Here is a 24,659-nt window from a genome sequence, read left to right on the forward strand (position 1 = left end):
CCTGAGGGCGTCGAGATTCTTATGGACAAACTGATTATTACTGGCGGCGTTCGTCTTGATGGCGAAATCCGCATTTCCGGGGCGAAGAACTCTGCCCTGCCGATCCTGGCCGCCACGCTGCTGGCCGATGGCCCGGTAACCGTTGCCAACCTGCCACACCTGCACGACATCACCACGATGATCGAGCTGTTCGGTCGCATGGGCATCGAGCCGGTGATCGACGAGAAACTGTCGGTCGAAATCGACCCACGCACCATCAAGACCCTGGTTGCACCGTACGAGCTGGTGAAGACCATGCGCGCCTCGATCCTGGTGCTGGGCCCCATGGTCGCCCGTTTCGGTGAGGCCGAAGTCGCCCTGCCTGGCGGTTGCGCCATCGGCTCGCGTCCGGTCGACCTGCACATCCGTGGCCTGGAAGCCATGGGCGCGGTCATCGACGTGGAAGGCGGCTACATCAAGGCCAAGGCGCCGGAAGGCGGCCTGCGTGGTGCCAACTTCTTCTTCGACACCGTCAGCGTGACCGGTACCGAGAACATCATGATGGCCGCTGCCCTGGCCAACGGCCGCAGCGTGCTGCAGAACGCCGCGCGCGAGCCTGAAGTGGTCGACCTGGCCAACTTCCTGATCGCCATGGGTGCCAAGATCCACGGCGCCGGCACCGACACCATCACCATCGATGGCGTGAAGCGCCTGGACTCGGCCACCTACAAGGTGATGCCGGACCGTATCGAGACCGGCACCTACCTGGTGGCCGCAGCCGCCACCGGCGGCCGCGTGAAGGTCAAGGACACCGACCCTACCATTCTCGAAGCGGTACTTGAGAAGCTGAAGGAATCGGGCGCCGAGATCACCGTGGGCGAGGACTGGATCGAGCTGAACATGCATGGCAAGCGTCCGAAGGCCGTCAACGTGCGCACCGCGCCGTACCCGGCGTTCCCGACCGACATGCAAGCGCAGTTCATCTCCCTGAACGCCATTGCCGAAGGCACCGGCGCGGTCATCGAGACCATCTTCGAGAACCGCTTCATGCACGTGTATGAAATGCACCGCATGGGCGCGCACATCCAGGTCGAGGGCAACACTGCCATCGTTACCGGTACCGAGAAGCTCAAGGGCGCGCCAGTCATGGCGACCGACCTGCGCGCCTCGGCCAGCCTGGTGATCTCGGCCCTGGTGGCCGAAGGTGATACCCTGATCGACCGCATCTACCACATCGACCGTGGTTACGAGTGCATCGAGGAAAAACTGCAGATGCTGGGCGCGAAGATCCGTCGCGTGCCGGGTTAACCTGCTACCGGGCGCAGGGACGCGCCCCATGAATCTGTCCAGCCAGGCCTTGTGGGCCTGGCAGTGGCCCGGCGCCGTTTGCGACCGGGCACAATCCTGATTAAGGAAAGACGTTTTCCATGTTGACCATCGCGCTGTCCAAGGGCCGCATTCTCGATGACACCCTGCCATTGCTGGCAGAGGCGGGCATCGTGCCAACCGAGAATCCGGATAAGAGCCGCAAGCTGATCATCCCCACGACCCAGGACGACGTGCGCCTGCTGATCGTGCGTGCCACCGACGTGCCGACCTATGTCGAGCATGGCGCCGCCGACCTCGGCGTGGCGGGCAAGGATGTGCTGATGGAATACACCGGCCAGGGCCTGTACGAGCCGCTGGACCTGCAGATTGCCAAATGCAAGCTGATGACCGCCGGCGCCATCGGTGCCGTCGAGCCCAAGGGCCGCCTGCGCGTGGCCACCAAGTTCGTCAACGTTGCCAAGCGCTACTACGCCGAACAGGGCCGCCAGGTCGACATCATCAAGCTGTACGGCTCCATGGAGCTGGCCCCGCTGATCGGCCTGGCCGACAAGATCATCGACGTCGTCGACACCGGCAACACCCTGCGGGCCAACGGCCTGGAACCCCAGGAGCTGATCGCCACCATCAGCTCGCGCCTGGTGGTCAACAAGGCATCCATGAAGATGCAGCACGCCCGCATCCAGGCGCTGATCGACACCCTGCGCAAGGCTGTGGAGTCGCGACACCGCGGCTGATCCACTCGCGCGGCCTTGAGCCGCGCCCATCTATCCGTGTCATAGCCAGAATTCTCAGGTGCCCACGCGGATGGCTTGGTAGTCTAGCGGCGCCTGAGATTTGCTATTTTCAGCATTCGCCAACTATTGAGGCCCGCTATGACCACGTCCACTGCAATCCGCCGACTCGACGCCACTGATCCGGACTTCGCGCGCCATCTGGATCATCTGCTGAGCTGGGAAAGCGTGTCCGACGATTCGGTCAACCAGCGCGTGCTCGATATCATCAAGGCCGTGCGCGAGCGCGGCGACGCGGCGCTGGTGGAGTTCACCCAGCGCTTCGACGGCCTGGAAGTGGCTTCCATGGCCGAGCTGATCCTGGGCCGCGAGCGCCTGGAACTGGCCCTGACGCGCATTACCCCCGAGCAGCGCCAGGCCCTGGAAACCGCCGCCGCCCGCGTGCGCAGCTACCACGAGAAGCAGAAGCAGGATTCCTGGAGCTACACCGAGGCCGACGGTACCGTGCTGGGCCAGAAGGTCACGCCGCTGGACCGCGCCGGCCTGTACGTGCCGGGCGGTAAGGCGTCGTACCCATCGTCCGTGCTGATGAACGCCATTCCCGCCAAGGTGGCCGGCGTGACCGAAGTGGTCATGGTAGTGCCCACCCCGCGCGGTGAAGTGAACGAACTGGTGCTGGCCGCCGCCTGCATCGCCGGCGTCGACCGCGTGTTCACCATCGGCGGCGCCCAGGCCGTGGCCGCGCTGGCTTACGGCACCGAAAGCGTGCCGCAGGTAGACAAGGTGGTAGGCCCAGGCAACATCTACGTGGCCACCGCCAAGCGTCACGTGTTCGGCCAGGTCGGCATCGACATGATCGCCGGCCCGTCCGAGATCCTCGTGGTGTGCGACGGCCAGACCGACCCGGACTGGATCGCCATGGACCTGTTCTCCCAGGCCGAGCACGACGAAGACGCCCAGGCCATCCTGGTCAGCCCCGACGCCGAGTTCCTCGACAAAGTGGCCGCCAGCATCGACAAACTGTTGCCGACCATGGATCGCGCCGAGATCATCAACACTTCGATCAACGGCCGTGGCGCGCTGATCAAGGTGGCGGACATGCAGCAGGCCATCGAAGTGGCCAACCGCATTGCCCCGGAACACCTGGAACTGTCGGTAGCCGACCCCCAGGCCTGGCTGCCGCAGATCCGCCACGCCGGCGCGATCTTCATGGGCCGCCACACCAGCGAAGCGCTGGGCGACTACTGCGCCGGCCCCAACCACGTGTTGCCTACCTCGGGCACTGCGCGGTTCTCTTCGCCGCTGGGCGTGTATGACTTCCAGAAGCGCTCGTCGATCATCTTCTGCTCGCAGCAAGGTGCGTCCGAATTGGGCAAGACCGCTTCCATCCTGGCCCGCGGCGAGTCGCTGAGCGCCCACGCCCGCAGCGCCGAATACCGCATTCTCGCCGACGACAAGCAAGGGAACTGAGACATGAGCAAATTCTGGAGCCCCTTCGTCAAGGAACTGGTGCCCTACGTGCCGGGCGAGCAGCCCAAGGTCGCCAACCTGGTGAAGCTCAACACCAACGAAAACCCCTACGGCCCGTCGCCCAAGGCGATCGAAGCCATGCGCGCCGAGCTGGGTGACAGCCTGCGCCTGTACCCGGACCCCAACAGCGACCTGCTCAAGCAGGCGGTGTGCGAGTTCTACGGCGTGCAGCCCAACCAGGTGTTCCTGGGCAACGGCTCGGACGAGGTGCTGGCGCACATTTTCCACGGCCTGTTCCAGCACGACGCGCCGCTGCTGTTCCCGGACATCAGCTACAGCTTCTACCCAGTGTACTGCGGCCTCTACGGCATCGACTTCGTGCAGGTGCCGCTGGACGAGCAGTTCCAGATCCGCGTCGAAGGCTACGCCCGCCCCAACGGCGGCATCATCTTCCCCAACCCCAACGCCCCTACCGGTTGCCTGCTGGCGCTGGACGCAGTGGAGCAGCTGGTGAAAGGCAGCCCGGACTCGGTGGTGGTGGTCGATGAAGCCTACATCGACTTCGGCGGCGAGACGGCCATCGGCCTGGTCAACCGCTACCCCAACCTGCTGGTCACCCAGACCCTGTCCAAGTCGCGCTCCCTGGCCGGCCTGCGCGTGGGCCTGGCCGTAGGCCACCCGGACCTGATCGAGGCACTGGAGCGGGTCAAGAACAGCTTCAACTCCTACCCGCTGGACCGCCTCGCCATCGTCGGTGGCGCCGCGTCGTTCAAGGACCGCGAGTACTTCGAGCACACCTGCAAGCTGGTCATCGACAGCCGCGAGAAGCTGGTGGCTGAACTGGAGCAGCGTGGTTTCGAAGTGCTGCCGTCGGCGGCGAACTTTATCTTTGCCCGCCACCCGCAACAGGACGCCGCAGCCATCGCTGCCAAGGTGCGCGAGAAGGGCGTGATCGTGCGCCACTTCAAGCAACAGCGCATCGCCCAGTTCCTGCGCATCAGCATCGGCACGCCTGCGCAGAACCAGGCGCTGCTGGACGCCCTGTGACGGGGCGACCCTGACGCGGCCTGGCGGCCGCTGCTACGGAGCTTGCGTAACGGCACTCCATGAAAAAGCCCGCTTTCGCGGGCTTTTTCGTTACTGCACTTCTTCGGTGGCGCTCGGCGCCGGCGGCGGCCGCAGGCCCACTTCGGCGGTGAGCTTCATTTCCTTGCCGTTGCGCATGATCTGGATGCTGATCTTGTCATTGGGCTTGGTGCGTGCCACCTGGTTCATGGACTTGCGCCCGTCACCGGCGGGCTGGCCGTCGATGCTGAGGATTACGTCACCCAACTGCAGGCCGGCCTTCTGCGCCGGGCCGTCGCGGAAGATGCCGGCGACGACGATGCCTGGGCGGTCCTTCAGGCCGAAGGAGTCTGCCAGTTCCTGAGTCAGCGGCTGCACTTCGATGCCCAGCCAGCCGCGGATGACCTGGCCGTGCTCAATGATTGACTTCATCACCTCCAGCGCCAGCTTGATCGGGATGGCGAAGCCGATGCCCTGGGAGCCGCCGGACTTGGAGAAGATGGCGGTGTTGATGCCGGTCAGGTTGCCGTTGGCGTCCACCAGCGCGCCGCCGGAGTTGCCGGGGTTGATGGCGGCGTCGGTCTGGATGAAGTCTTCATAGGTGTTCAGGCCCAGCTGGTTGCGGCCGGTGGCGCTGATGATGCCCATGGTCACGGTCTGGCCGACGCCGAACGGGTTGCCGATGGCCAGGGCCACGTCGCCGATGCGGATGTTGTCGGAGCGGCCGATGGTGATCGACGGCAGGTTCTTGAGGTCGATCTTCAGCACCGCCAGGTCGGTCTCCGGGTCGCTGCCGATGACGTGGGCCAGGGTTTCGCGGCCGTCCTTGAGCGCCACCACGATCTGGTCGGCGCCGGTGACCACGTGGTTGTTGGTCAACAGGTAGCCTTCGGGGCTCATGATCACGCCCGAACCCAGGCTCGATTCCATGCGCTTCTGCTTGGGCAGGTTGTCGCCGAAGAAGCGGCGGAACTGCGGGTCTTCGAACAGCGGGTGGTTGGTCTTGTTGACCACCTTGGTGGTGTACAGGTTGACCACCGCCGGGGCGGCCAGCACCACCGCGTCAGCGTAGGTGACCGGGCCCTGGACCACGCTGGAGGAGGTCTGGGCCACTTGCTGCAGGTTGACGTCCTGGCTTGGCAACCCGACCAGTTGCGGGAAGCGCTGGATGATCAGCAATGCGATGAGTAAACCAGTCAGCAGCGGCCAGCCAAAATAACGCAGTGCCTTGAACATTTAACGGATCCTGGGAGTTTGCACGGAGCGTGAGCCAAACCCGCCTGGGTGGCTCATAATGGGCGCCATTATACGAGTGCTTTAGCCGCTCTGAACTGCTATTTAGGAGTCTTTTATGGCTGTTGCCCTGAGCACCCTGGTCGAAGAAGCCGACCGTTACCTCAACAGCGCGAAAATCCAGGATTACTGTCCCAACGGCCTGCAGGTGGAAGGGCGCCCGCAGGTGATGCGCATCGTCAGCGGCGTCACCGCCAGCCAGGCCTTGCTGGACGCGGCGGTGGAGGCCCAGGCCGACCTGGTGCTGGTGCACCACGGCTATTTCTGGAAGGGCGAGAACCCCTGCGTGGTGGGCATGAAGCAGCGCCGGCTGAAGACGCTGCTCAAGCACGACATCAGCCTGCTGGCCTACCACTTGCCGCTGGACCTGCACCCCGACGTGGGCAACAACGTGCAGTTGGCCCGCCAGTTGGACATTACCGTGGAAGGCCCGCTGGACCCGGACAACGCCCGGGTAGTGGGCCTGGTAGGCTCGCTGGCCGAGCCCATGACCGCCCGTGATTTCGCCCGCCGGGTGCAGGAAGTCATGGGCCGCGAGCCGCTGGTGATCGAAGGCAGCGACATGATCCGCCGCGTCGGCTGGTGCACCGGCGGCGGCCAGGGCTACATCGACCAGGCCATCGCCGCCGGCGTCGACCTGTTCATCAGCGGCGAGGCCAGCGAGCAGACCTTCCACAGCGCGCGGGAAAACGACGTAAGCTTCATTGCCGCCGGCCATCACGCCACCGAGCGCTACGGCGTGCAGGCGCTGGGCGACTACCTGGCGCGGCGCTTCGCGTTGGAGCATATCTTCATCGACATCCCCAATCCCATCTGATGGGGAGGGCCCAAACTCCCAGGCATATTCTTATACTGCTTCGTTCTAACCACCCAATTAGATAGAAGATGCCGCTGTGCTAGAGTGGGCGGCTCGAACACGGCCCGCAGGCCGTCCATAACGAATGTAATCCCCGTGAGTAGCCATGGTCGACAAACTGACGCATTTGAAACAGTTGGAGGCGGAGAGCATCCACATCATCCGTGAGGTGGCCGCCGAGTTCGATAACCCGGTGATGCTCTATTCCATCGGCAAAGACTCCGCCGTGATGCTGCACCTGGCACGCAAGGCGTTCTTCCCCGGCAAGCTGCCGTTCCCCGTGATGCACGTGGACACCCAGTGGAAGTTCCAGGAGATGTACAAGTTCCGCGACCGCATGGTTGAAGAACTGGGCCTGGACCTGCTGGTGCACGTGAACCCCGAAGGCGTGGCGCAGGGCATCAACCCCTTCACCCACGGCAGCTCCAAGCACACCGACATCATGAAGACCCAGGGCCTCAAGCAGGCGCTGGACAAGTACGGCTTCGACGCCGCCTTCGGTGGCGCGCGCCGCGACGAAGAGAAGTCGCGGGCCAAGGAACGTGTCTATTCGTTCCGTGACAGCAAGCACCGCTGGGACCCGAAGAACCAGCGCCCCGAGCTGTGGAACGTGTACAACGGCAAGGTCAACAAGGGCGAGTCCATTCGCGTGTTCCCCCTGTCGAACTGGACCGAGCTGGATATCTGGCAGTACATCTACCTGGAAGGTATCCCGATCGTGCCGCTGTACTTCGCCGCCGAGCGCGAAGTGATCGAGAAGAACGGCACCTTGATCATGATCGACGACGATCGCATCCTCGAGCACCTCAGCAAGGAAGAGAAGGCGCAGATCGTCAAGAAGAAAGTGCGTTTCCGTACCCTTGGCTGCTACCCGTTGACGGGCGCGGTGGAGTCGGAGGCCGAGAGCCTGACCGACATCATTCAGGAAATGCTCCTGACGCGAACTTCCGAGCGCCAGGGCCGGGTCATCGACCATGATGGCGCCGGTTCGATGGAAGACAAGAAACGTCAGGGCTATTTCTAAGTTAGGGTCGAACCATGTCGCATCAATCCGATTTGATCAGCGAGGACATCCTCGCCTACCTGGGCCAGCACGAGCGCAAGGAGCTGTTGCGCTTCCTGACCTGTGGCAACGTCGACGACGGCAAGAGCACCCTGATCGGGCGCCTGCTGCACGACTCCAAGATGATCTACGAAGATCACCTGGAAGCCATTACCCGTGACTCGAAGAAAGTCGGCACCACCGGTGACGACATTGACCTGGCGCTGCTGGTGGACGGCCTGCAGGCCGAGCGCGAGCAAGGCATCACCATCGACGTAGCCTACCGCTACTTCTCGACCGCCAAGCGCAAGTTCATCATCGCCGACACCCCGGGCCACGAGCAGTACACCCGCAACATGGCCACCGGTGCCTCCACCTGTGACCTGGCGATCATTCTGGTCGACGCCCGCTACGGCGTGCAGACCCAAACCCGTCGCCACAGCTACATTGCCTCGCTGCTGGGCATCAAGCACATCGTGGTTGCCATCAACAAGATGGACCTGAAGGGCTTCGACGAAGGCGTGTTCGAGGAGATCAAGGCCGATTACCTGAAGTTCGCCGAAGGTATCGCCCTGAAGCCGAGCAGCCTGCACTTCGTGCCGATGTCGGCCCTCAAGGGCGACAACGTGGTGAACCGCAGCGAGCGCTCGCCGTGGTACACCGGCCAGTCGCTGATGGAAATCCTCGAAACCGTGGAAGTCTCGGGCGACCGCAACCTGACCGACCTGCGCTTCCCGGTGCAGTACGTCAACCGTCCGAACCTGAACTTCCGCGGCTTCGCCGGCACCCTGGCCAGCGGCGTCGTGCACAAGGGCGACGAAGTCGTGGTGCTGCCGTCGGGCAAGAGCAGCCGGGTCAAGTCCATCGTCACCTTCGAAGGTGAGCTGGAACAGGCTGGCCCAGGCCAGGCCGTGACCCTGACCATGGAAGACGAGATCGACATCTCCCGTGGCGACCTGCTGGTGCATGCCGACAACGTGCCAACGGTGACTGACAGCTTCGACGCCATGCTGGTGTGGATGGCTGAAGAGCCGATGCTGCCGGGCAAGAAATACGACATCAAGCGTGCCACCAGCTACGTGCCGGGCAGCATTGCCAGCATCGTCCACAAGGTCGACGTCAACACCCTGGCCGAAGGCCCGGGCAGCGCGCTGGCCCTGAACGAGATCGGCCGCGTGAAGGTCGCGCTGGACAGCGCCATCGCCCTGGACGGCTATGACAGCAACCGCACCACCGGTGCGTTCATCGTCATCGACCGCCTGACCAACGGCACCGTCGGCGCCGGCATGATCATCGCCCCGCCAGTGGTACCGCACGGCGCGGCGGGCCATCACGGCAAGCTGGCCCACGTGGCCACCGAGGAGCGCGCCCTGCGCTTCGGCCAGAAGCCGGCTACCGTGCTGTTCAGCGGCCTGTCGGGCGCGGGCAAGAGCACCCTGGCCTACGCCGTGGAGCGCAAGCTGTTCGACATGGGCCGCGCAGTATTCGTGCTGGACGGCCAGAACCTGCGTCACGACCTGAACAAAGGCCTGCCGCAGGACCGCGCCGGGCGTACCGAGAACTGGCGTCGTGCCGCCCACGTGGCGCGCCAGTTCAACGAAGCGGGCCTGCTGACCCTGGCCGCCTTCGTGGCGCCGGATGCCGAAGGCCGCGAACAGGCCAAGGCGCTGATCGGCGCCGACCGCCTGCTGACCGTCTACGTGCAGGCGTCGCCACAGGCGTGCCGCGAGCGCGACCCACAAGGCCTGTACGCTGCCGATGGCGACAACATCCCGGGTGAGTCCTTCCCGTACGATGTGCCATTGAACGCTGACCTGGTGGTCGACACCCAGAGCGTTTCGCTGGAAGAAGGCGTGAAACAGGTGCTGGACCTGCTGCGTTCACGCGGCGCGATCTAAGCCCCACCGCTGTATGAAAAAGCCCGCGCCTCGCCAGAGCCGCGGGCTTTTTCATAAGTGCTGTTCTCATTATCGCCGAATAACCCCGTAGCAGCGGCTGCAGGCCGCGTCCCAGGCACCGCAGTACACCAGGTGCAACGCGTTGGGCCCCGACGCAGCCTGGCGGCAGCTGCTACGCGGTTACGCGCCTTTGCCCACCATCAGGTAGAAAATCGCGATAAACGCCAGGAACGCCGGCCACCCCAGGCCGAACCACCACGCCATGTACCGCCTGGCCACCAGCGGCATGCCAGTGCCTTGCGCCACGGCCTGCTCCGCCAGCCGATGCACGCGAATCTGCAACCACACTACCGGCAGCCAACACACCCCGGCGAACACATACAAACCCAGGCTCCACAGCAGCCACGGGCTCGCCAGCGGCCATCCCGCCAAATGCGCCAGCCCCAGGCCGCTCAGCGGCTGGAACACCGCCGTGGTGGCCGTGAAGGCCCAATCGGCGAACACCAGGTGGCGGAAGGTGGCGCGGATCACCGCCACGTCACCCGTGCGCCACGCACGCATGGCGTAATACGCCGAGCCCAGCCCGGTGCCGAACAGCAGCGTGGACGACAGAATGTGCAGGGTCTTGAGCATCAGGTACAGGCTCATCGAACGGCCTCCTGGCCATGCAGCCACAACGTGACGATCATCAGCACCAGGTTCTTCGCCACGCTCCCATAGGGATCGAACCAGTAATGGGGCAGCACCACGCTGATGAACAGGGTGTAGGCGACCATCAGCAGCAACTGCGCCAGCAGCGCCTTGCGCCGCCAGCGTTTGAACAGCAGGGCCAGCCCGAGCGCGGCATCACAGAGCGCGCCGCCAATCACCGCCAGGCTCGCCAGCCAGCCCTGCACGCCGGCTTCGGCCATGATCTTCAGGCCCCAGTCAAAGCCGGGGCCCAGGCAGACGGCAGCAGTCCATAGCCAGAGAAATACCAGGGTGCCCAGCAGGGCAGGGCGCAGCCAGTTGGTATGTTTCACGAAAGCGGTCCTTGCAGGATACAAAAAAGGAGCCAACAGGCTCCTTTTTCAATGACACGGGCGCTTACTTGCGCTTGAGCCCGTACTGCTCGTCCAGCATGCCGGGCGAGTTAGGCGCCTTGGGCGCGTAGTCGCGGGGCGGCTCGGCGTCGCGCGGTGGGGTGAGGCGTTCGCGGGGGCCGGCACTTTCAGCGTGCAGGGCCGCCAGCAGGCGTTGGCGGGTCAGTTCGTCCAGGGCCAGCTGGTTGGCGCCCTCGGCGAGATGCTCCTGCACTTCCTGATAGCTCTGGGTCATTTTCTTGACCAGCGAAGCCGTTGTGTTGAAGTGGGTGACCACGTCATTCTGGTAGCTGTCGAAGCGTTCCTGGATCTCGTCCAGCTGGCGCTGAGTGCTGCTGGGAGCGGCATTGGGCACGAGGCGGGCGACGACCAGGCCAATCACGACACCCACGACGAGGGCGATTGTCGGCAACAACCAAACTAAGAGCGAGTGTTCCACGAGTCCTTCCTCTATAAACGGCTTTGCTTTACGTTAACGGCTCTAACCTGCGCTGTATACCGCGAGCAATCGCAAATATTTCAGACAGAATCCTTCGACTAGACGAGTCGACCCCTTTCGAGGTCACGGAGTGTACCCTTGCTGATCCGCGAAACCCCCGTTTTCATCGATGGCCCGCAGGGCCAGCTCGAGGCGCTGTACCTGGACACCCCCGACGCGCGTGGCATTGCGCTGATCTGCCACCCCAACCCGGTGCAGGGTGGCACCATGCTCAACAAGGTCATCTCGACCCTGCAGCGCACGGCGCGTGACGCCGGCTTTGTTACCTTGCGTTTCAATTACCGTGGCGTGGGCGCCAGCGCCGGCAGCCACGACATGGGCAACGGCGAAATCGATGACGCCCAGGCCGCCGCCGCCTGGTTGCGCAGCCAGCACCCCGAGCTACCACTGACACTGCTGGGCTTCTCTTTCGGTGGCTTCGTGGCCGCCGGCCTGGGCGGGCGCCTGGAAGCGGCGGGGCAGAGCATGCAGCGCCTGTTCATGGTGGCGCCGGCAGTGATGCGCCTGACGCCGGAGCATAGCCTGCCGTTGGGCGGCACGCTGACCGTGATCCAGCCCGAAACCGACGAAGTGGTGGACCCGGCCCTGGTGTATGCCTGGTCCGCGCAGCTGCAACGTCCCCATGAGCTGCTGAAAGTGGCAGAATGCGGACACTTTTTTCATGGCAAGCTGACCGACCTGAAAGATCTGGTCCTGCCACGCCTTTCGAACTGATTGCAGACAGACAAGAATTAGCCCATGACCACACGTATCCTGACCGGTATCACCACCACTGGCACGCCGCACCTGGGCAACTACGCCGGTGCCATCCGCCCGGCCATCGTCGCCAGCCGCCAGAGCGATGCCGATTCGTTCTATTTCCTGGCCGACTACCACGCGCTGATCAAGTGCGACGACCCGCTGCGCATCCAGCGCTCGCGCCTGGAAATCGCCGCCACCTGGCTGGCCTCCGGCCTGGACGTGGACCGTGTGACCTTCTACCGCCAGTCCGATATTCCCGAGATCCCCGAGCTGACCTGGCTGCTGACCTGCGTGGCCGGCAAGGGCCTGCTCAACCGCGCCCACGCCTACAAGGCCTCGGTGGACAAAAACGTGGAAGCCGGTGAAGACCCGGACGCCGGCATCACCATGGGCCTGTTCAGCTACCCGGTGCTGATGGCCGCCGACATCCTGATGTTCAACGCCCACCAGGTGCCGGTGGGGCGTGACCAGATCCAGCACGTGGAAATGGCCCGCGACATCGGTCAGCGCTTCAACCACCTGTTCGGCCAGGGCCGCGAGTACTTCGTGATGCCCGAGGCGCTGATCGAGGAAAGCGTGGCCACCTTGCCGGGCCTGGACGGGCGCAAGATGTCCAAGAGCTACGACAACACCATCCCGTTGTTCACCAGCGCCAAGGACATGAAGGACGCCATCTCGCGCATCGTCACCGACTCCCGTGCGCCGGGCGAGGCGAAGGACCCGGACAACTCCCACCTATTCACCCTGTACCAGGCCTTCGCCACCCCGGCGCAACAGGCCGAGTTCCGCGAAGAGCTGCTGCAGGGCCTGGGCTGGGGCGAGGCCAAGAGCCGCCTGTTCACCCTGCTGGACAACGAGCTGGGCGAAGCGCGCGAGAAATACCATCAGTTCATCGCCCGCCCGGCCGACCTGGAAGACATCCTGCTGGCCGGCGCCGCCAAGGCCCGCAAGGTGGCCACGCCGTTCCTTGGTGAGCTGCGCGAAGCCGTGGGCCTGCGTTCGTTCCGCGAGCAGGCGCAGGTAGCCACCGCCACCAAGAAGAAGGCCGCCAAGGCCGCGCGCTTCGTCAGCTTCCGCGACGAGGACGGTAGCTTCCGCTTCCGCCTGCTGGGCGCCGATGGCGAGCAACTGCTGCTGTCGCGCAACTTCGCCGATGGCAAGGCCGCCGGCCAGGTCAGCAAGCAGCTGCAAAGCGGTGCGGCGCTGGACGTGCGCAGCGAAGGCAATGGCTTCACCCTGTGGCTGGACGACGCCTGCGTGGGCGACAGCCCCGAGTTCGCCGACAGCGCTGCCCGTGATGCCGCGGTAGAGGCTCTGCGCGTGGCCTTGCAGCCCCAACAGGACTAATGCGACCAACTGTCGCAAGTCTAATTGCCATAACCCGGGGTCGTCGTTACAGTGACGGCCCGTTTTTGTTGCCCTGCTAACGAATATGACGCCTCTAGAACGATATCAAGCTGACCTCAAACGCCCCGAGTTCTTCCATGATGCTGCGCAGGAAACCGCGGTGCGTCACCTGCAGCGTCTGTACGACGACCTGGTCGCGGCGCATGACAGCAAGCCGGGCCTGTTCGGCAAGCTGTTCGGCAAGAAGGAGCCGACCCTGGTCAAGGGCCTGTACTTCTGGGGCGGCGTAGGGCGGGGCAAGACGTACCTGGTGGACACCTTCTTCGAGGCGCTGCCGTTCAAGGAGAAGGTGCGTACCCACTTCCACCGCTTCATGAAGCGCGTGCACGAAGAAATGCGCACCCTCAAGGGTGAGAAAAACCCGCTGACGGTGATCGCCAAGCGCTTCTCCGACGAGGCCCGGGTCATCTGCTTCGACGAATTCTTCGTCTCCGACATTACCGACGCCATGATCCTCGGCACGCTGATGGAAGAGCTGTTCAAGAACGGCGTGACCCTGGTGGCTACCTCCAACATCGTCCCGGACGGCCTGTACAAGGACGGCCTGCAGCGCGCGCGCTTCCTGCCGGCCATCGCCCTGATCAAGCAGAACACCGAGATCGTCAACGTCGACAGCGGCGTGGACTACCGCCTGCGCCACCTGGAACAGGCCGAGCTGTTCCACTACCCCCTGAACGAGGCGGCCGCGGAAAGCCTGCGCAAGAGCTTCAAGGCGCTGACCCCGGAATGCACTGCGGCGGTGGAAAACGACGTGCTGATGATCGAGAACCGCGAGATTCGCGCGCTCAAGACCTGTGACGACGTGGCCTGGTTCGACTTCCGCGAACTGTGCGACGGCCCGCGCAGCCAGAACGACTACATCGAGTTGGGCAAGATCTTCCATGCCGTGCTGCTCAGCGGCGTGGAGCAGATGGGCGTGGCCACCGACGACATCGCCCGGCGCTTCATCAACATGGTCGACGAGTTCTACGACCGCAACGTGAAGCTGATCATCTCGGCCGAAGTCGAGCTGAAGGACCTGTACACCGGCGGCCGCCTGATGTTCGAGTTCCAGCGCACACTCAGCCGCCTGCTGGAAATGCAGTCGCACGAATTCCTGTCGCGCGCACACAAGCCTTGACCCCGTAGCAGCGGCCGTCAGGCCGCGTCCGGCAACACCTTTGTGCAACGGCTGGACGCGGCCTGGCGGCCGCTGCTACGGGCGGGTCAGGCTTCTTGCAGGAACTGCTGCCGGTACTGGTTCGGCGACAGCGCCGTGTGCTGGCGGAACAGGCGGGCGAAGAAGCTCGCGTCGTCGTAGCCCACCTCATAGCTGATGGTCTTGATGCTCTTGCGCGAGCCCGACAGCAAGCCCTTCGCCGTTTCGATGCGCAGCCGCTGCAGGTAGTGCAACGGCTTGTCGCCCGTGGCGTTCTGGAACCTGCGCATGAAGTTGCGGATGCTCATGCCATGCTCGCGCGCCACGTCCTCGAAGCGGAACTTGTCGGCGAAGTGCTCCTCCAGCCACTGCTGGATCTGCAGAATGATCAGGTCCTGGTGCAGTTTCTGCCCGCCAAAACCCATGCGCCCCGGGGTGTAGTTGCGCTGCACCTCGTAGAGGATGTCGCGCGACACCGCCTGGGCGACGCTGGCGCCGCAGAAGCGCTCGATCAAATAGATGTACAGGTCGCAGGCCGAGGTGGTGCCGGCGGCGCAGTACAGGTTGTCGGCGTCGGTGAGGTGCTTGTCCTGGTTGAGCATCACCTGGGGGAAGCGCTCGGCGAACTGGCCGAAGAAGCGCCAGTAGGTGGTGGCCTCCTTGCCGTCCAGCAGGCCGGCCTCGGCCAGCCAGAACACGCCGCTGGCCTCGCCGCACAGCACCGCGCCACGGGCGTGCTGGGCGCGCAGCCACGGCAGCACCTGCGGGTAGCGCAGGCACAGGGCGTCGAAGTCATCCCAGAAGGCGGGTAGCACGATGATATCGGCGTCTTCCAGGGTGCCGTCCACGGGCACCTGTACGCCGCTGAAGGTAATCACGGGTTGGCCGTCGGGGCTGATCAGGCGGGTTTCGAACAGCGACGTCAGGCCCTGGCCCATCTGTTTGCCGTGGCGCAGGCCTGCCAGGTGGAAAAAATCCTTGGCATGCATCAGCGTCGAGGCGAACACCTTGTCGATGGCCAGAATGCTCACGCGCCGCAGGGACGGGGTATTCGGGGTAAACATCATGTTCATTATTCTTATAAGGGATAGTGGTCAATAAGCGGCTGGATCGTCTTATTTTTTGGCGTTTGTGTCCAGTGCCGATACATGCCGCCGCGCTTAGTCTCAGCTATCTACCATGGATTGCTCAGCGAGAGGTGTAGGATGATTCCTAGGACAGTGTTCAGCTCCGACCACGAACTGTTTCGCGCCAGCGTGCGCAAGTTCTTCGAGAAAGAAGCCGCGCCCTTTCACGCCCAGTGGGAGAAACAGGGCCACATCGACCGCCAGTTGTGGAACAAGGCCGGCGATGCGGGGCTGTTGTGCTCGCACATCCCCGAGGAATACGGCGGCATGGGCGCCGACTTTCTCTACAGCGCAGTGGTGATCGAAGAGATCAGCCGCCTGGGCCTGAGCGGCATTGGCTTCTCGCTGCATTCCGACATCGTCGCGCCCTATATCCTTCACTACGGCAGCGAGACCCTGAAGCACAAATACCTGCCGCGCCTGGTCAGCGGCGAGTTGGTGAGCGCCATTGCCATGACCGAGCCGGGCGCCGGTTCCGACCTGCAAGGGGTGAAGACCACGGCGGTGCTGGACGGCGACGAGTATGTGATCAACGGCTCCAAGACGTTCATCACCAACGGCTTGCTCGCCGACCTGGTCATAGTGGTGGCCAAGACCGACCCCAAGGCCGGCGCCAAGGGCACCAGCCTGTTCGTGGTGGAGGCGGGCACCCCGGGCTTCGACAAGGGCAAGCGCCTGGAGAAGGTGGGCATGAAGGCCCAGGACACCTCCGAGCTGTTCTTCCACAACGTGCGCATTCCCAAGGACAACCTGCTGGGCCAGGCCGGCCAGGGCTTCGCCTACCTGATGCAGGAGTTGCCCCAGGAGCGGCTGACCGTGGCCATCGGCGCGGTGTCCTCGGCCGAGGCGGCGCTGCAATGGACCCTGGACTACACCCGCGACCGCAAGGCGTTCGGCAAGGCCATCACCGACTTCCAGAACACTCGCTTCAAGCTGGCGGAGATTGCCACCGAAGTGCAGATCGGCCGGGTGTTCATCGACCGCTGCCTGGAGCTGCACCTCAAGGGCGAGCTGGACGTGCCCACGGCAGCGATGACCAAGTACTGGGGCTCGGACCTGCAGTGCAAGGTGCTCGACGAATGCGTGCAGTTGCACGGCGGCTACGGCTTCATGTGGGAATACCCGATTGCCCGGGCGTGGGCGGATGCGCGGGTGCAGCGCATTTATGCCGGGACCAATGAAATCATGAAGGAGATCATTGCCCGTTCGGTGATTTGAGGAGGCTGGGGACGCGGCCTGCGGCCGCTGCTACGGGCTTCGTAGCAGCGGCCAAAGGCCGCGTCAGGGCCATCACGGCGCCGGGTTGGGCTGGTCCTTGTGAATCGCCTCGATGCCTTCCAGCACCGCGTCGCTCAGCTTCAGGTCGAAGCTGGCGATGTTGGCGTCCAGCTGCTCCAGCGAGGTGGCGCCAATGATGTTGCTGGTCACGAACGGCTGCTGGGTGACGAACGCCAGGGCCATCTGCGCCGGGTCCAGGCCGTGTTCGCGGGCCAGGGCCACGTAGCGGCTGCAGGCGGCCACGCTCTGCGGGTTGGAATAGCGGCTGAAGCGGCTGAACAGGGTCAGGCGCGCGTTGGCCGGCCTGGCGCCGTTCTCGAACTTGCCCGAGAGCATGCCGAAGGCCATCGGCGAATAGGCCAGCAGGCCGCACTGTTCGCGGATGGCGACTTCCGCCAGGCCCACCTCGAAGCTGCGGTTGAGCAGGTTGTAGGGGTTCTGGATCGACACTGCCCGAGGCCAGCCACGGCTCTCGGCCAGTTGCAGGAACTTCATGGTGCCCCACGGCGTTTCGTTGGACAGGCCGATGTGGCGGATCTTGCCGGCCTTCACCTGTTCGTCCAGCGCTTCCAGGGTTTCTTCCAGCGGCGTGATCAGCTCGTCCTGGGTGTGCTGGTAGCCCAGCTTGCCGAAGAAGTTGGTGCTGCGCTCGGGCCAGTGCAGCTGGTACAGGTCGATCCAGTCGGTCTGCAGGCGCTTGAGGCTGGCGTCCAGGGCCTGCACGATGTGCTGGCGGTTGTGGCGCAGCTGGCCGTCGCGGATGTGCGCGATGCCGTTGCCGGGGCCGGCGATCTTGCTGGCCAGCACCCAGTCGGCGCGATCACCGCGGCTTTTGAAATAGTTGCCAATGACTTTTTCGGTGGCAGCGTAGGTTTCCGGACGAGGGGGCACGGGGTACATTTCCGCCGTGTCGATGAAATTGATGCCCGCCTGCTTGGCCCGCTCGATCTGCGCGAAGCCCTCTGCCTCGGTGTTCTGCTCGCCCCAGGTCATGGTGCCCAGGCACAGGGCGCTGACCTTGATGTCGGTGCGTCCCAGTCGGCGATAATCCATCTGCGTCTCCTCAAGGCAAAGGAATCATAAAAGCAGGTTGATATTTTTTTCGCAATCTGGATAATTCGCCCCCTCTCTCTGCAGTGGAAGTGATGCGCCGCTCGCCGAAGAATCTTGCCGTATATTGGACGCGCTGACCCGAGCCCCCGATAGCGTCTGTATCCGGCTGCCTTTGACTTGTCAAAGTACGCACTATTCAGTAAGATCTGCCGTCTCTTTTTGCTGGACGGCCTTCGAGGCTATAAAGAATGAAAACTTTTACTGCTAAACCGGAAACAGTAAAACGCGACTGGTTCGTCGTTGATGCTGCTGGTCAGACCCTGGGTCGTCTGGCTACTGAGATCGCGAGCCGTCTGCGTGGCAAGCACAAACCAGAATACACCCCTCACGTTGACACCGGTGACTACATCGTCGTCATCAACGCTGAGCAGGTTCGTGTCACTGGCGCCAAGACCACTGACAAAATGTACTACTCCCACTCCGGTTTCCCGGGCGGCATCAAGTCGATCAACTTCCAGAAGCTGATCGCCAAAGCCCCTGAGCGCGTGATCGAGACCGCGGTAAAAGGCATGCTGCCGAAGAACCCGCTGGGTCGCGACATGTACCGTAAGCTGAAAGTCTATGCGGGCGCTGCTCACCCTCATACTGCTCAGCAGCCCCAAGAACTGAAGATTTAACGGAATAGTTCATTATGTCGGCGACTCAAAATTACGGCACTGGCCGTCGCAAGACCGCTACCGCACGCGTTTTCCTGCGTCCGGGTACTGGCAACATCTCCATCAACAACCGTTCTCTGGACGCTTTCTTCGGCCGTGAAACTGCCCGCATGGTAGTTCGTCAGCCGCTGGAACTGACCGAGACCACCGAGAAGTTCGACATCTACGTCACCGTTATCGGTGGTGGTGTCAGCGGTCAAGCCGGTGCAATCCGTCACGGTATCACCCGTGCTCTGATGCAATACGACGAGACCCTGCGTAGCGCCCTGCGTAAAGCTGGCTACGTGACTCGTGACGCTCGTGAAGTTGAACGTAAGAAAGTCGGTCTGCGTAAAGCGCGTAAGCGTCCGCAGTACTCGAAGCGTTAATTCAAAGCTTCGCGACTCCGTTCAAAAAAAGCCCGGTTCCTTTGGAACCGGGCTTTTTTTATGTCGGCTAGACTACGGTGAGCGTCAAGGGGCCGTAGCCGCTGCCGTCAGGCTGCGCTGGCCCGAATGTTCACTACAGATTCGTGTTGCTGCAAATGGCCAGCGCAGCCTGCGGCAGCGGCTACGATGAATGACGTGGGGTGCGAAGTTTTTGTGCAGCGGCTTGCTGCACCTGCGCATGCCGCGCAAGGCCGGGGGCGCAGTCGTTTGCCGCGGGTATTTCCCTTGTCTATGTATGGGCTTTTAACTACCATTCGGCAGATTTTCAGGCTGACCGGGCCTGGCTGGATGGAACCAACAATGTAGATGCCTGTTGCAACAGGCCACCAAGCTGATGGGAGAGGACTGAATGAGCAATGACGGCGTGAATGCAGGCCGGCGTCGCTTCCTCGTAGCGGCCACGTCCGTGGTCGGCGCAGCAGGAGCGGTAGGGGCTGCGGTCCCGTTCGTGGGGTCTTGGTTTCCCAGTGCCAAGGCCAAGGCGGCGGGGGCTCCAGTCAAGTTCAACATCAGCAAGGTGGAGCCCGGCCAGCAGGTGATCGCCGAATGGCGTGGCCAGCCGGTGTTCGTGGTGCGCCGCACCGACGAGATCATCGCCAATCTGGGCAAGATCGAAGACCGTCTCTCCGACCCCGAGTCCAAGAACTCGACCCAGCCTGCCTATGTCGACCCCAAGCTGCGCTCTATCAAGCCGCAGGTGCTGATTCTGATCGGCATCTGCACGCACCTGGGCTGCTCACCGACTTTCCGCCCCGAGGTGGCTCCGGCCGACCTGGGCAAGGATTGGGTGGGGGGCTATTTCTGCCCTTGCCACGGTTCCCACTACGACCTCGCCGGTCGCGTCTACAAGTCCCAGCCCGCACCGCTCAACCTGGCGGTGCCGCCGCACTCTTACGAGTCGGACGATGTGATTGTCATCGGCGTCGATCAGGAGAAAGCGTGATGAGCAAGTTCATGGCCTGGGTGGATGCCCGCTTCCCCGCGACAAAAATGTGGGAAGAGCACCTCACCAAATACTACGCCCCGAAAAACTTCAACTTCTTCTATTTCTTCGGCTCGCTGGCGCTGCTGGTGCTGGTCAACCAGATCATCACCGGCGTGTGGCTGACCATGAGCTTCACGCCCTCGGCAGAAGAGGCGTTCGCCTCGGTCGAGTACATCATGCGCGACGTGTCCTACGGCTGGATCCTGCGCTACCTGCACTCCACGGGCGCTTCGGCGTTCTTTATCGTGGTGTATCTGCACATGTTTCGCGGCCTGCTGTACGGCTCCTACAAGAAGCCCAGGGAGCTGGTGTGGATCTTCGGCATGCTCATCTACCTGGCGCTGATGGCCGAGGCCTTCATGGGCTACCTGCTGCCGTGGGGGCAGATGTCGTACTGGGGCGCGCAGGTGATCATCTCGCTGTTCGGCGCCATCCCGGTGATCGGCAATGACCTGACCCAGTGGATTCGCGGCGACTACCTGATTTCCGGCATCACCCTGAACCGCTTCTTCGCCCTGCACGTGATTGCCTTGCCCATCGTCATCCTGGGCCTGGTGGTGTTGCATATCCTGGCGCTGCACGAGGTGGGCTCCAACAACCCCGACGGCATCGAAATCAAGAAGCTCAAGGACGAAAACGGCGTGCCCCTGGACGGCATTGCCTTCCACCCGTACTACACGGTGAAGGACATTGTCGGCGTGGTGGTGTTCCTGTTCGTGTTCTGTTCCATTGTGTTCTTCTTCCCGGAAATGGGCGGCTACTTCCTGGAAAAACCCAACTTCGAGCAGGCCAACGCCTTCAAGACGCCCGAGCACATCGCCCCGGTGTGGTACTTCACGCCGTTCTACGCGATCTTGCGCGCGGTGCCCGACAAGCTGCTGGGGGTGATGTCCATGGGCGCCGCCATTGCGGTGCTGTTCGTGCTGCCCTGGCTGGACCGCAGCCCGGTGAAGTCCATGCGCTACAAGGGCTGGGTCAGCCGCGTGGCCTTGACGTTGTTCTGCGTGTCGTTCATGACCCTGGGCTACCTGGGCGTGCAACCACCGACGCCGGAGCGAACGTTGGTGTCCCAGGTGTGCACGGTGCTGTATTTCGCCTATTTCATCCTGATGCCGTTCTACACCCGCTTCGAGAAGACCAAACCGGTACCGGAAAGGGTGACTGGCTGATGAAAAAATTATTAGCGGTATTCATTCTTGCGTTACTGCCCGCGTTGACCCTGGCTACCGAAGGCCCGGAGCTGGAGAAAGTCGACATCGACCTGGCCGACAAGCCCGCCATGCAGGACGGCGCCCGCACCTTCGCCAACTACTGCATGGGCTGCCACAGCGCCAAGTTCCAGCGCTACGAGCGTGTCGCCGATGACTTGGGCATTCCCCACGACCTGATGCTGCAGAAGCTGGTGTTCACCGGCGCCAAGATCGGCGACCACATGACCATCGGCATGCAGCCCGCCGACGCCAAGGCCTGGTTCGGCGCGGCGCCGCCGGACCTGACCCTGGTGGCGCGGGTGCGTGGCACCGACTGGCTCTATGGCTACCTGCGCTCGTTCTACGAGGACCCTGCGCGGCCCTGGGGTGTCAACAACGCCGTGTTCCCCAATGTCGGCATGCCCAACGTGCTGGGCGGCCTGCAGGGCCGCCAGGTGATCGGCTGCAAGCAGGTGCAGGTGGTCACCGACGGCAAGAAGCAGTACGACCCGTTGACGGGCTCGCCGCTAACCCACGAGGCCTGTGACCAGCTGACCCTGCTGCCGAAAACCGGCAGCCTGACGCCTGAGCAGTTCGACGAGAAGATCAAGAACCTGGTGACCTTCCTGGCGTACTCGGCCAACCCCAACAAGCTGCAGGCCGAGCGAATCGGCACGTACGTGCTGCTGTACCTGGCGGTTTTGTTCATCTTTGCTTACCTGCTCAAACGTGAATACTGGAAAGACGTTCATTGAATATGCGGTAAGATCTGCTGTTAAATGCGCGCGCCCCTTTGGCGACTCCGCTGCATGGCGAACCTGGAAGCCGTTCCAGTCACCTTCGCCGAGGGAGTGCTTCAGGGGCGCGCTCGTTTTTGTGTTATTCATGTTTTTTATACGCGAGGAGGACCGCCATGGGCGTGACCAACCGGTTGGCCTGTTACTCCGACCCCGCTGACCACTATTCTCACCGGGTGCGCATCGTTCTCGCCGAGAAGGGTGTAAGCGCCGAGATCATCAGTGTGGCGGCAGGTTCGCAGCCGGCCAAGCTGATCGAAGTGAACCCGTACGGCAGCCTGCCGACGCTGGTCGATCGGGATTTGGCGCTGTACGAATCCACCGTGGTGATGGAATATCTGGATGAGCGTTACCCGCATCCGCCGTTGCTGCCGGTGTACCCGGTGGCGCGGGCCAACAGCCGCCTGCTGATCCACCGGATCCAGCGCGACTGGTGCGGGTTGGTGGACCTGATTCTCGACGCGCGCACCAAGGAACCGGCGCGTGTACAGGCCCGCAAGGAGCTGCGTGAGAGCCTGACGGGCGTTTCGCCCCTGTTTGCCGACAAGCCTTTCTTCCTCAGTGAGGAGCAAAGTCTGGTTGATTGCTGTCTACTGCCCATACTCTGGCGCTTGCCAGTGCTGGGTATCGAATTGCCGCGGCCTGCAAAGCCGCTGCTGGACTATATGGAACGTCAGTTCGCCCGCGAGGCCTTCCAGGCTAGCCTCTCGGCCGCTGAACGTGAAATGCGCCCGGTTTAAGGAGCCGTTGATGAACTCCAGTCGTCCGTACCTTGTACGTGCACTCTACGAGTGGATCGTGGATAACGATTGCACGCCCCACATGCTGGTCAATTCCGAACACCGTTCGGTGCAGGTCCCCAAGGGCTTTGCAAGTGATGGCCAGATCGTCCTCAATGTGTCGCCCAGTGCCGTGCGCCACCTGCACATGGACAACGACGCGGTCAGCTTCGAAGGTCGCTTCGGCGGCGTCGCGCACACGCTCTATGTGCCGATCGGCGCTATCCTGGGCGTTTATGCCCGGGAAAACGGCCAGGGCATGGTCTTCGACCTGGAGCCGTCGCTGGCCGAGGAAGAAGAAGTCGTGCTCGATGGCAGCGACGATGACCTGCCGCCCGATGGCGGCCGACCGCAACGCCCGGCAGGGCGGCCTAGCTTGAAGGTGGTCAAGTAACAAAAAAGGCGATCCAGTTGGATCGCCTTTTTTTGTGCCAGGATCTGTAGCCGCTGCCGCCAGGCTGCGCTGGCCGGCGTGAACCCTGAGGATCTTCAGTGAGGCACAGGGCCAGCGCAGCCTGGCGGCAGCGGCTACAGGCGGTCAATCGATGTATTCGAACAGCTTCACGATCTTCTGCACGCCACCCACGCCCTGCACCAGCGAGGCTGCCTGGGCGGCTTCCTTCTGGGTCACCAGGCCCAGCATGTAGACGATGCCGTTCTCGGTGATCACCTTGATGCGCGAGCCGGGGATGCTGGCGTCGGCCAGCATCTGGGTCTTGATCTTGGTGGTCAGCCAGGCGTCGTTGTTGCGTGCCAGGATCGAGGAGGGCGCCATCACCTGCAGTTCGTTGTGCACGCGCTTGACGCGCTGCACGCCGGCGGCAGCCTGTTCGGCCATGGCCTTGAGGTCGGCGCGCGGGGTCTGGCCGGCCAGCAGCACCACACCGTTGAAGCTGCTGACGATGATGTGCGAGTTCTGGTCCAGGTCAGGGCTGGCCTTGGCCACGTTCACCGACACCTTGGTCTCGATCAGCGAATCGTCGATCTTGCTGCCGAAGGTGCGGGTGCCGCGGTCATCCTCGATGGGCTTGTCGCGGGTAGCGGTCAGGAACGAGCTGCAGCCGGTCAGGCTCAGGCACAGGGTCAAGGCCATCAGGCCAAGGCGATTAGGGGTCATTCTTCACTCCCGAACAGTTGGCTGTCGATCAGATCGCATAGGCAGTGGATCGCCAGCAGGTGGACTTCCTGGATGCGTGCGGTGACGTGGGCCGGGACGCGAATCTCCACGTCCTCGGGCAACAGCAGCGAGGCCATGCCGCCACCGTCGCGGCCGGTCAGGGCTACGACAACCATTTCGCGGTCATGTGCGGCCTGGATCGCCTGGATGATGTTGGCGGAATTGCCGCTGGTGGAGATCGCCAACAGCACGTCGCCGGGCTGGCCCAGGGCGCGGATCTGCTTGGAGAACACTTCGTTGTAACTGTAGTCGTTGGCAATCGAGGTGATGGTCGAGCTGTCGGTGGTCAGGGCAATGGCTGGCAGGCTCGGGCGCTCGCGCTCGAAGCGGTTGAGCAGCTCCGAGGAGAAGTGCTGGGCGTCGCCGGCCGAGCCGCCGTTGCCGCAGGACAGCATCTTGCCTTCGTTGAGCAGCGCGTTGACCATGACCTGGCTGGCTTGCTCGATGTGCGGTGCAAGGACTTCCATCGCCTGTTGCTTGGTATCGATACTGGCCTGGAAAAGCTGGCGAATTCGGGATTGCATGTCCATCAGTGTGACCTTAATTAGGGCGGCTGGTCGGGCGCTGTTCAGCGTCCCGGCACATGAATGTGCAGCCCG

Annotated in this window: 24 protein-coding genes and 2 pseudogenes; 18 read left to right on the top strand and 8 right to left on the bottom strand. The window is 63.2% G+C overall.

Annotated elements, in window-relative coordinates:
• Positions 1-21: 21 nt before the first annotated feature.
• The 4 genes from murA (at position 22) to hisC (ending at position 4,556) form a co-directional block, all read left to right on the top strand.
• On the top strand, positions 22-1,287 hold the full coding sequence (gene murA / locus ACWKWX_RS01340; RefSeq protein ID WP_027976827.1) for a UDP-N-acetylglucosamine 1-carboxyvinyltransferase: 1,266 nt from the start codon (positions 22-24) through the stop codon (positions 1,285-1,287).
• A 119-nt stretch (positions 1,288-1,406) separates the two neighbouring features.
• A complete protein-coding gene (gene hisG, locus ACWKWX_RS01345) occupies positions 1,407-2,042 on the top strand; it encodes an ATP phosphoribosyltransferase (RefSeq protein ID WP_249671737.1) in 636 nt (211 codons plus the stop codon).
• A 138-nt stretch (positions 2,043-2,180) separates the two neighbouring features.
• Positions 2,181-3,509, top strand: a complete 1,329-nt coding sequence (gene hisD / locus ACWKWX_RS01350) for a histidinol dehydrogenase (RefSeq protein WP_473004451.1) — start codon at positions 2,181-2,183, stop codon at positions 3,507-3,509.
• 3 nt (positions 3,510-3,512) lie between these two features.
• Entirely contained in the window at positions 3,513-4,556 is a 1,044-nt protein-coding gene (hisC, locus tag ACWKWX_RS01355) for a histidinol-phosphate transaminase (RefSeq protein ID WP_483826847.1), read from the top strand.
• A gap of 90 nt (positions 4,557-4,646) precedes the next feature.
• On the opposite strand, the gene algW is transcribed toward hisC, so the two are convergent.
• Positions 4,647-5,810 (bottom strand): Do family serine endopeptidase AlgW, encoded by a 1,164-nt coding sequence (gene algW / locus ACWKWX_RS01360; RefSeq protein WP_416426862.1) that lies wholly within the window; start codon positions 5,808-5,810, stop codon positions 4,647-4,649.
• A gap of 115 nt (positions 5,811-5,925) precedes the next feature.
• Between algW and ACWKWX_RS01365 the strand changes: the two genes are divergently transcribed.
• The 3 genes from ACWKWX_RS01365 to cysN all read left to right on the top strand — a co-directional run bounded on the left by ACWKWX_RS01365 (position 5,926) and on the right by cysN (position 9,663).
• Positions 5,926-6,684 (top strand): Nif3-like dinuclear metal center hexameric protein, encoded by a 759-nt coding sequence (locus ACWKWX_RS01365; protein ID WP_416426861.1) that lies wholly within the window; start codon positions 5,926-5,928, stop codon positions 6,682-6,684.
• A 145-nt stretch (positions 6,685-6,829) separates the two neighbouring features.
• Positions 6,830-7,747, top strand: a complete 918-nt coding sequence (gene cysD, locus ACWKWX_RS01370; RefSeq protein ID WP_483826848.1) for a sulfate adenylyltransferase subunit CysD — start codon at positions 6,830-6,832, stop codon at positions 7,745-7,747.
• Positions 7,748-7,761: 14 nt separating this feature from the next.
• On the top strand, positions 7,762-9,663 hold the full coding sequence (gene cysN / locus ACWKWX_RS01375; protein ID WP_483826849.1) for a sulfate adenylyltransferase subunit CysN: 1,902 nt from the start codon (positions 7,762-7,764) through the stop codon (positions 9,661-9,663).
• A 180-nt stretch (positions 9,664-9,843) separates the two neighbouring features.
• Here cysN and ACWKWX_RS01380 read toward each other — a convergent pair whose 3' ends face one another.
• The 3 genes and pseudogenes from ACWKWX_RS01380 to ACWKWX_RS01390 all read right to left on the bottom strand — a co-directional run bounded on the left by ACWKWX_RS01380 (position 9,844) and on the right by ACWKWX_RS01390 (position 11,184).
• Positions 9,844-10,311 (bottom strand): DUF2269 family protein, encoded by a 468-nt coding sequence (locus ACWKWX_RS01380; RefSeq protein WP_483826850.1) that lies wholly within the window; start codon positions 10,309-10,311, stop codon positions 9,844-9,846.
• Positions 10,308-10,667 (bottom strand): annotated as a pseudogene (locus ACWKWX_RS01385) (DoxX-like family protein); the annotation flags it as partial. The pseudogene ACWKWX_RS01385 and the gene ACWKWX_RS01380, both read right to left, overlap by 4 nt.
• 82 nt (positions 10,668-10,749) lie before the next feature.
• On the bottom strand, positions 10,750-11,184 hold the full coding sequence (locus ACWKWX_RS01390; protein ID WP_416426856.1) for a Z-ring associated ZapG family protein: 435 nt from the start codon (positions 11,182-11,184) through the stop codon (positions 10,750-10,752).
• 120 nt (positions 11,185-11,304) lie between these two features.
• Here ACWKWX_RS01390 and ACWKWX_RS01395 point away from each other — a divergent pair.
• The 3 genes and pseudogenes from ACWKWX_RS01395 to zapE form a co-directional block, all read left to right on the top strand.
• Positions 11,305-11,958: pseudogene (locus ACWKWX_RS01395) on the top strand (alpha/beta hydrolase); the annotation flags it as partial.
• Between the two features lie 24 nt (positions 11,959-11,982).
• Entirely contained in the window at positions 11,983-13,332 is a 1,350-nt protein-coding gene (locus tag ACWKWX_RS01400) for a tryptophan--tRNA ligase (RefSeq protein ID WP_483826851.1), read from the top strand.
• 85 nt (positions 13,333-13,417) lie between these two features.
• The gene (gene zapE / locus ACWKWX_RS01405) at positions 13,418-14,512 is read left to right on the top strand and encodes a cell division protein ZapE (RefSeq protein ID WP_483826852.1); all 1,095 of its coding nucleotides are present in this window, start codon (positions 13,418-13,420) and stop codon (positions 14,510-14,512) included.
• 86 nt (positions 14,513-14,598) lie between these two features.
• Here zapE and ACWKWX_RS01410 read toward each other — a convergent pair whose 3' ends face one another.
• A complete protein-coding gene (locus ACWKWX_RS01410; protein ID WP_416427466.1) occupies positions 14,599-15,495 on the bottom strand; it encodes a GlxA family transcriptional regulator in 897 nt (298 codons plus the stop codon).
• Positions 15,496-15,735: 240 nt separating this feature from the next.
• Between ACWKWX_RS01410 and ACWKWX_RS01415 the strand changes: the two genes are divergently transcribed.
• A complete protein-coding gene (locus tag ACWKWX_RS01415; RefSeq protein ID WP_483826853.1) occupies positions 15,736-16,875 on the top strand; it encodes an acyl-CoA dehydrogenase family protein in 1,140 nt (379 codons plus the stop codon).
• A 72-nt stretch (positions 16,876-16,947) separates the two neighbouring features.
• On the opposite strand, the gene ACWKWX_RS01420 is transcribed toward ACWKWX_RS01415, so the two are convergent.
• Positions 16,948-17,988, bottom strand: coding sequence for an NADP(H)-dependent aldo-keto reductase (locus ACWKWX_RS01420; protein ID WP_416426852.1), 1,041 nt, complete (start codon positions 17,986-17,988; stop codon positions 16,948-16,950).
• A gap of 248 nt (positions 17,989-18,236) precedes the next feature.
• Here ACWKWX_RS01420 and rplM point away from each other — a divergent pair, with 248 nt between their 5' ends.
• The 7 genes from rplM to ACWKWX_RS01455 all read left to right on the top strand — a co-directional run bounded on the left by rplM (position 18,237) and on the right by ACWKWX_RS01455 (position 23,277).
• Positions 18,237-18,665, top strand: coding sequence for a 50S ribosomal protein L13 (rplM, locus tag ACWKWX_RS01425; RefSeq protein WP_158155250.1), 429 nt, complete (start codon positions 18,237-18,239; stop codon positions 18,663-18,665).
• A gap of 14 nt (positions 18,666-18,679) precedes the next feature.
• Positions 18,680-19,072: a 30S ribosomal protein S9 gene (rpsI, locus tag ACWKWX_RS01430; protein ID WP_483826854.1), complete on the top strand. Its 393-nt coding sequence runs from the start codon at positions 18,680-18,682 to the stop codon at positions 19,070-19,072.
• Positions 19,073-19,481: 409 nt separating this feature from the next.
• Entirely contained in the window at positions 19,482-20,075 is a 594-nt protein-coding gene (gene petA, locus ACWKWX_RS01435) for a ubiquinol-cytochrome c reductase iron-sulfur subunit (protein ID WP_416426851.1), read from the top strand.
• Positions 20,075-21,286 (top strand): cytochrome b, encoded by a 1,212-nt coding sequence (locus ACWKWX_RS01440; protein WP_416426850.1) that lies wholly within the window; start codon positions 20,075-20,077, stop codon positions 21,284-21,286. The genes petA and ACWKWX_RS01440 overlap by 1 nt, the downstream gene beginning before the upstream one ends.
• Positions 21,286-22,062, top strand: coding sequence for a cytochrome c1 (locus ACWKWX_RS01445; RefSeq protein WP_483826855.1), 777 nt, complete (start codon positions 21,286-21,288; stop codon positions 22,060-22,062). The genes ACWKWX_RS01440 and ACWKWX_RS01445 overlap by 1 nt, the downstream gene beginning before the upstream one ends.
• A gap of 158 nt (positions 22,063-22,220) precedes the next feature.
• Positions 22,221-22,844 (top strand): glutathione S-transferase N-terminal domain-containing protein, encoded by a 624-nt coding sequence (locus tag ACWKWX_RS01450; RefSeq protein ID WP_416426848.1) that lies wholly within the window; start codon positions 22,221-22,223, stop codon positions 22,842-22,844.
• 10 nt (positions 22,845-22,854) lie between these two features.
• A complete protein-coding gene (locus tag ACWKWX_RS01455) occupies positions 22,855-23,277 on the top strand; it encodes a ClpXP protease specificity-enhancing factor (protein WP_416426847.1) in 423 nt (140 codons plus the stop codon).
• A gap of 144 nt (positions 23,278-23,421) precedes the next feature.
• Here the strand turns inward: ACWKWX_RS01455 and ACWKWX_RS01460 are convergent, their stop codons facing one another.
• Both ACWKWX_RS01460 and ACWKWX_RS01465 read right to left on the bottom strand, forming a co-directional pair.
• Complete coding sequence (locus tag ACWKWX_RS01460) at positions 23,422-24,000, bottom strand: BON domain-containing protein (RefSeq protein ID WP_416426846.1); 579 nt, start codon at positions 23,998-24,000, stop codon at positions 23,422-23,424.
• Positions 23,997-24,590 carry a phosphoheptose isomerase gene (locus ACWKWX_RS01465; protein WP_416426845.1) on the bottom strand — a complete coding sequence of 198 codons (594 nt, stop codon included), beginning with the start codon at positions 24,588-24,590 and terminating at the stop codon, positions 23,997-23,999. Before ACWKWX_RS01465 ends, ACWKWX_RS01460 begins: the two co-directional genes overlap by 4 nt.
• Positions 24,591-24,659: the final 69 nt, after the last annotated feature.

It is taken from the genome of Pseudomonas imperatae (genome assembly GCF_057128625.1).

Coding starts and splice junctions, on each gene's coding strand:
- ACWKWX_RS01460 (WP_416426846.1), bottom strand. CDS start 24,000: ATGACCCCTAATCGCCTTGGCCTGATGGCCTTGACCCTGTGCCTGAGC.
- ACWKWX_RS01450 (WP_416426848.1), top strand. CDS start 22,221: ATGGGCGTGACCAACCGGTTGGCCTGTTACTCCGACCCCGCTGACCAC.
- ACWKWX_RS01455 (WP_416426847.1), top strand. CDS start 22,855: ATGAACTCCAGTCGTCCGTACCTTGTACGTGCACTCTACGAGTGGATC.
- ACWKWX_RS01465 (WP_416426845.1), bottom strand. CDS start 24,590: ATGGACATGCAATCCCGAATTCGCCAGCTTTTCCAGGCCAGTATCGAT.
- ACWKWX_RS01440 (WP_416426850.1), top strand. CDS start 20,075: ATGAGCAAGTTCATGGCCTGGGTGGATGCCCGCTTCCCCGCGACAAAA.
- ACWKWX_RS01415 (WP_483826853.1), top strand. CDS start 15,736: ATGATTCCTAGGACAGTGTTCAGCTCCGACCACGAACTGTTTCGCGCC.
- rpsI (WP_483826854.1), top strand. CDS start 18,680: ATGTCGGCGACTCAAAATTACGGCACTGGCCGTCGCAAGACCGCTACC.
- ACWKWX_RS01380 (WP_483826850.1), bottom strand. CDS start 10,311: ATGAGCCTGTACCTGATGCTCAAGACCCTGCACATTCTGTCGTCCACG.
- cysD (WP_483826848.1), top strand. CDS start 6,830: ATGGTCGACAAACTGACGCATTTGAAACAGTTGGAGGCGGAGAGCATC.
- ACWKWX_RS01420 (WP_416426852.1), bottom strand. CDS start 17,988: ATGGATTATCGCCGACTGGGACGCACCGACATCAAGGTCAGCGCCCTG.
- ACWKWX_RS01365 (WP_416426861.1), top strand. CDS start 5,926: ATGGCTGTTGCCCTGAGCACCCTGGTCGAAGAAGCCGACCGTTACCTC.
- zapE (WP_483826852.1), top strand. CDS start 13,418: ATGACGCCTCTAGAACGATATCAAGCTGACCTCAAACGCCCCGAGTTC.
- hisG (WP_249671737.1), top strand. CDS start 1,407: ATGTTGACCATCGCGCTGTCCAAGGGCCGCATTCTCGATGACACCCTG.
- algW (WP_416426862.1), bottom strand. CDS start 5,810: ATGTTCAAGGCACTGCGTTATTTTGGCTGGCCGCTGCTGACTGGTTTA.
- ACWKWX_RS01400 (WP_483826851.1), top strand. CDS start 11,983: ATGACCACACGTATCCTGACCGGTATCACCACCACTGGCACGCCGCAC.
- hisD (WP_473004451.1), top strand. CDS start 2,181: ATGACCACGTCCACTGCAATCCGCCGACTCGACGCCACTGATCCGGAC.
- petA (WP_416426851.1), top strand. CDS start 19,482: ATGAGCAATGACGGCGTGAATGCAGGCCGGCGTCGCTTCCTCGTAGCG.
- rplM (WP_158155250.1), top strand. CDS start 18,237: ATGAAAACTTTTACTGCTAAACCGGAAACAGTAAAACGCGACTGGTTC.
- ACWKWX_RS01445 (WP_483826855.1), top strand. CDS start 21,286: ATGAAAAAATTATTAGCGGTATTCATTCTTGCGTTACTGCCCGCGTTG.
- murA (WP_027976827.1), top strand. CDS start 22: ATGGACAAACTGATTATTACTGGCGGCGTTCGTCTTGATGGCGAAATC.
- cysN (WP_483826849.1), top strand. CDS start 7,762: ATGTCGCATCAATCCGATTTGATCAGCGAGGACATCCTCGCCTACCTG.
- hisC (WP_483826847.1), top strand. CDS start 3,513: ATGAGCAAATTCTGGAGCCCCTTCGTCAAGGAACTGGTGCCCTACGTG.